Source organism: Bradyrhizobium sp. P5_C11_2, from assembly GCF_054049755.1.
Genome location: NZ_JBFULT010000527.1, coordinates 1 through 5,348, shown reverse-complemented (window position 1 = coordinate 5,348; position 5,348 = coordinate 1). Strand labels below are relative to the sequence as shown.

Below are 5,348 nucleotides of genomic sequence, written 5' to 3'. Positions count from 1 at the left end.
ATACCAAGGACCTCTCGTTCGAAAATCCGAACGCGCCGAGTTCGCTCCAGTCACAGGGCCAGCCGCCCCAGATCAACATCCAGATCAACGTCAGCGCCAATAACCTCAGMGAACAGGAGTTCGAGGTGACGCTGTCGGTCGAAGGCAAGGCCGAGACCGCGGGCAAGGTGATGTTCTCGTTCGAGCTCGCTTATGCCGGCGTGTTCCGGATCACCAACGTGCCGAAGGAGAATCTGCATCCGCTGGTCATGATCGAGTGCCCGCGGCTGTTGTTCCCGTTCGCCCGCGAGATCATCGCGACCGCGGTTCGCGACGGCGGGTTCCCGCCCCTGATGCTGGATCCGGTCGATTTCGTCGGTCTCTACCGTCAGAACATGGAGCGGCAAATGGCCGCTCAGCCGAGCGGTCAGGCCTAACCGGCCGGACTGACGGCTGGGGCGGGAAGGAACTCGTTCCAGATCGCCTTGTCGCCGAGCGTTGCAATGAAGGCCCGGTGGGCCTCGCGCTCGGCATCTGTCACCCGCGGCGCAAGCGGCACCAGCCGCTGCCGCCGCGGTGTATCGCCTGCCGCATTGACGCGGCTATCCTCGCCGTCGGAAGCCAGGATCAGTTGCGACTGCCGGGCCCCGATCAGATCGATATAGACTTCCGCCAGCAGCTCGGCGTCGAGCAGCGCGCCGTGCTTGGTGCGGTGCGAATTGTCGATCGCATAGCGCGAGCAGAGATCGTCGAGCCGGTTGGACACGCCGGGATGCTTGCGCCGCGCCAGCAGCAATGTGTCGACCAGCCGCTCGCGCGGAATCGCCGCGCGCTTGATGCGGTCTAGCTCGGCATTGATGAAGCTGATGTCGAACGAGGCGTTGTGGATCACCAGCGGCGCATCGCCGATGAACTCGATGAATTCGTCGACCACCTCGTGGAACAGCGGCTTCGTCGCCAGAAATTCGGCCGACAGACCGTGCACCGCAAAGGCTTCCGCCGGCATGTCCCTTTCGGGATTGATGTAAACGTGGAAGCTCTGCCCCGTCGGCATGCGGTTGRAGATCTCGACGCAGCCGATTTCGACCAGACGATCGCCGCGCAGCGGATCGAGGCCGGTGGTTTCGGTGTCGAGAACGATTTCACGCATGATCTGAGAATCTAGGAGGCCGTGTGAGGCGGCGAATCAGGCTCGCCGCTGCGGCATCTTAACGACCTCGGCCAGAATGTCCCTGATTTGCGCGCGCACCGGCTCGAGTCCGTGTGACGTATCCACCACGAAATCGGCGCGCTTGCGCTTCTCTGCATCGGGCGTCTGCTTGGCGATGATGGCGTCGAGCTTCGCCGCGTCCATGGTGCCCCGCGCCAGCACGCGCTCGCGCTGAAGTTCCGGCGAGGTCGACACCACGACCACGGCGTCGACGCGTTTTTCACCGCCGGTCTCGAACAGCAGCGGAATGTCGAGGACCACGACCGGCGCCTTGGCGGCTTCCGCGTCGGCGAAGAATTTCTGGCGGGAAGCACCGAGCATCGGGTGGACGATCTGCTCCAGCTGCTTGATCGCGGCGGGATCGTGCACCACGCGCGCGGACAGTTTCGGCCGATCGACCTTGCCGTTGGCGGTGGTACCCGGGAATGCGGCTTCGATCGCGGGAGCGGCCTCACCTTCGTAGAGTTGATGGACGGCGGCATCGGCGTCGTAGACGGGCACACCGGCCTCCGCGAACAGTTTCGCGGTGGTGGATTTTCCCATCCCGATCGAGCCGGTCAGTCCCAAAATCCGCATCAGCGCACAGCCATCTCTGCCATTCACACCGCAACTAGCCGCTCACGCCGCAGGAACGCAAGCAGCGGCAGCAGCGGCAGGCCGAGAATGGTGAAGTGATCGCCCTCGATTCGCTCGAACAAGTGGATTCCCACGCCCTCGAGCTGATAGGCGCCGACGCTTGACGTCACGGCATCGCCGGCGACATCGAGATAGGCCGAAAGCTCCGGCTCGGACATTTGGCGCATGGTCATGCGGGCCACCGCGACGTCCTCGAAAATAATCTGGCCGTCGCGCGCCACGGCCACGGCCGAATTCAACTCGTGGCTCTTGCCGGCGAGCTCGCGCAATTGCGTCATGGCCTGGGCGCGGCCTGCGGGCTTGTTGAACAGACGATCGCCGAGAGCCAACGTCTGGTCGGCGCCGATCACATAGCTGCCGGGATGATGCACTGAAACAGCCTTGGCCTTTTCGCACGCCAGCAACAGGCCGATGTCGCGCGGTGCCGAAAGCCTGGAGGCGGCCTGGATGCCGCGCTCGTCGATATCGGCCGTAATCGCCTTGAACTCCAGCCCGGCATTGGCCAGCAACATTTTGCGCGCCGCACTTTGCGAGGCGAGGATCAACGGAGATTTGCTGCGCCAGAGACCCATCGCCAGCACTTATTCGGAAGGGCGGTTGCGTTGCCGGTCGGTGTACAGCTTCATGATCGCCGCGGCGGTTTCCTCGATCGAGCGACGGGTGACGTCGAGCAGCGGCCAATCGTGCTTGGCGCTCAGCTTGCGGGCAAACGCGACCTCGTCGGCAACCGCCTGCCTGTCGGTATAGGTGTCGCTGCCGGAGCTGGCGCCCATCGACAGCAGACGGTTCTGACGAACCTGGATCAGGCGTTCCGGCGTTGCGTGCAGGCTCACCACCAGCGGCCGCGTCAACGTCTCCAGTTGCGGCGGCACCGGAATGCCCGGCACCAGCGGCACGTTGGCGGTGCGGATGCCGCGATTGGCGAGATAGATCGACGTCGGCGTCTTCGAGGTGCGGGAGACACCGACGAGCACGACGTCCGCATCGTCAAGTCCTTCGACATGCTGGCCGTCGTCATGGATCATCGTGTAGTTCAGCGCATCGATGCRCTTGAAATATTCTGCATTGAGGACGTGCTGGGCGCCGACCCGGCCGGTCGTCGCCGCCCCGAGATAGGCTTCGAACAACTGCATCACCGGACCGATGATCGACAGGCTCGGGACATTGATCCCCTTGCACTTGTCCTCGAGCCTCGAGACCAGATCCTTCTCGAGCAGCGTGAACAGCACGATTCCCGGCGCTTCCTCGATCTCGTCGAGCACGCGATCGAGCTGCTTCTGGCTGCGTACCAGCGGATAGACATGCTCGACCGGCGTCACGGCGGCGTATTGCGCCGCGACCGCGCGCGCCACGGTGATCAGCGTCTCACCGGTTGAGTCGGAGACGAGGTGGAGATGGAAATAATTGCTCGAAGTCGGCACAAAAACTCTTTGTATGGAGGCGGTGTGGTTTGTGGATTTCTGTGGACCTTAACCCCTCGGAAAGGGTTGCGCGACACCAGGGGCGGGACAAGTGCCAATTTTCTTCACACCACTGCCCGTCAGAACAACTTCGACGCCCGGGCAAAGCAGAAACGGGATTGCGCGGACAACCCCCTTGATAAGCTGCCGACAGCCGCGCGCAAGCCCTTGAGGCCGGACGACTTATCCGGGCAGGCCGGACCTTCGCGGGACATGTTGATGGATGTGAACAAGCGCGCGTGAAGCGGCGGACGGCATTGCGTGAGTCCAATCCACCGTCACTAAGACTCAAACCTTAAGATTCTAAGATTCTTTATTGGAGAAGGGCGCTCCAGATGGATATCTGTGCGCTGGAAGACCTTAACGAGTTCTTACTATCCCCAGCCACCGGAAGGCCGGGCGCAAATTTGGATGCTGGGAATGTTTGAAAACGTCTATCTCTGGATCAAGGCGCTGCACGTGATCGCCGTCATCTCCTGGATGGCCGGCATGCTCTATCTGCCGCGGCTGTTCGTCTATCACTGCGACGCGGAGGTCGGCTCGAAGCAGTCGGAGACGTTCAAGGTCATGGAACGGCGGCTGCTCAAGGCGATCATCAATCCCGCCATGACCGTCACCTGGCTCGCCGGGCTCTACCTCGCCTGGTCCGGCCACTGGTTCGCGTCGCCCTGGCTGCACGTAAAACTTGCACTGGTCCTGGCGCTGTCCGCGGTCCACGGCTTTTTTTCGCGCTGGCTAAAGGATTTCGCCGCCGACCGGCGCCTGCGGACCCAGAAATTCTATCGGATTATCAATGAGGTGCCGACCGTCCTGATGATTCTCATCGTCATCATGGTGATCGTGAAGCCGTTCTAGGCAAGGATCGTGAACGATCGCTCAGCGCTTCGGCTTGCGGAGTGAGGAGCGATTTTCTATATTGGCGATATCCCACCCAACGCAGGCGGATGTGGTTGTGTCTGAGCTTTCCAGAGGCCGGACACCGCATCAGGTTTGAAGCCTCACCCGGCGCTCACCTTGCCAGACCTGCGGACCTTACCTTCTCACGTCCGCATTTCCGAGCCTCCTCGCACCCCCTCCCAAGGTTACCCCACAGGACCACCCCAATGCGGGAAATTAAACTCCAGGACCTCAAGTCGAAGACGCCGGCCGAGCTTGTCTCGTTCGCGGAAGAGAACGGGGTCGAGAATGCCAGCACCATGCGCAAGCAGGAGCTGCTGTTCGCCATCCTCAAGCAGCTTGCGCTGGCGGAAACCGACATCGTCGGCGAAGGCGTCGTCGAGGTGCTGTCCGACGGCTTCGGCTTCCTCCGCTCGCCTGACGCCAATTATCTGCCGGGCCCGGACGACATCTACGTCTCGCCCTCGCAGATCCGCCGCTTCGGCCTGCGCACTGGCGACACCATCGAAGGTCACATCCGCAGCCCGAAAGAGGGCGAGCGCTATTTCGCGTTGCTGAAGGTCAACACGCTCAACTTCGAGGATCCGGAAAAGGCCAAGCACAAGGTCAATTTCGACAACCTCACGCCGCTGTTTCCCAATCAGCGCTTTCGCATGGAGATCGACGATCCGACGCGAAAAGACCTTTCTGCAAGGGTGATCGACATCGTCGCGCCGATCGGCAAGGGCCAGCGCGCACTGATCGTCGCGCCGCCGCGCACCGGCAAGACCGTGCTGATGCAGAACATCGCGCACTCGATCACGCACAATCATCCCGAATGCTATCTGATCGTGCTGCTGATCGACGAACGTCCGGAAGAAGTCACGGACATGCAGCGTTCGGTGAAGGGCGAGGTCGTGTCATCGACCTTCGACGAACCGGCCGTGCGCCACGTCCAGGTCGCCGAGATGGTGATCGAGAAAGCCAAGCGCCTGGTCGAACACGGCCGCGACGTGGTGATCCTGCTCGACTCGATCACGCGTCTGGGCCGCGCCTACAACACCGTGGTGCCGTCATCCGGCAAGGTGCTGACCGGCGGTGTCGACGCCAACGCGCTCCAGCGCCCGAAGCGCTTCTTCGGTGCCGCCCGTAACATCGAGGAGGGCGGCTCGTTGACCATCATCGCG

General features: G+C 62.3%; 7 protein-coding genes. 3 read left to right on the top strand and 4 right to left on the bottom strand.

The window, feature by feature from the left end; all coding sequences use genetic code 11:
- The coding region (gene secB, locus ACXJL8_RS32995; protein WP_456686296.1) for a protein-export chaperone SecB at positions 1 to 416 on the top strand (416 nt) is incomplete at its 5' end.
- Here secB and dnaQ read toward each other — a convergent pair.
- The 4 genes from dnaQ to ACXJL8_RS32975 are packed head-to-tail and all read right to left on the bottom strand — an operon-like array spanning position 413 to position 3,246.
- Positions 413 to 1,129, bottom strand: a complete 717-nt coding sequence (dnaQ, locus tag ACXJL8_RS32990) for a DNA polymerase III subunit epsilon (RefSeq protein ID WP_456686295.1) — start codon at positions 1,127 to 1,129, stop codon at positions 413 to 415. The two genes, secB and dnaQ, sit on opposite strands and share 4 nt — an antisense overlap.
- A gap of 36 nt (positions 1,130 to 1,165) precedes the next feature.
- Positions 1,166 to 1,765 (bottom strand): dephospho-CoA kinase, encoded by a 600-nt coding sequence (gene coaE / locus ACXJL8_RS32985; protein ID WP_456621467.1) that lies wholly within the window; start codon positions 1,763 to 1,765, stop codon positions 1,166 to 1,168.
- A 23-nt stretch (positions 1,766 to 1,788) separates the two neighbouring features.
- Entirely contained in the window at positions 1,789 to 2,397 is a 609-nt protein-coding gene (locus ACXJL8_RS32980) for a Maf family protein (RefSeq protein WP_456621468.1), read from the bottom strand.
- A gap of 9 nt (positions 2,398 to 2,406) precedes the next feature.
- Positions 2,407 to 3,246, bottom strand: coding sequence for a pyruvate, water dikinase regulatory protein (locus tag ACXJL8_RS32975; RefSeq protein WP_456686294.1), 840 nt, complete (start codon positions 3,244 to 3,246; stop codon positions 2,407 to 2,409).
- 459 nt (positions 3,247 to 3,705) lie between these two features.
- On the opposite strand from ACXJL8_RS32975, the gene hemJ reads away from it, so the two are divergent.
- Positions 3,706 to 4,140 carry a protoporphyrinogen oxidase HemJ gene (gene hemJ, locus ACXJL8_RS32970; protein WP_456621470.1) on the top strand — a complete coding sequence of 145 codons (435 nt, stop codon included), beginning with the start codon at positions 3,706 to 3,708 and terminating at the stop codon, positions 4,138 to 4,140.
- A gap of 248 nt (positions 4,141 to 4,388) precedes the next feature.
- The coding region (gene rho, locus ACXJL8_RS32965) for a transcription termination factor Rho (RefSeq protein WP_456686293.1) at positions 4,389 to 5,348 on the top strand (960 nt) is incomplete at its 3' end.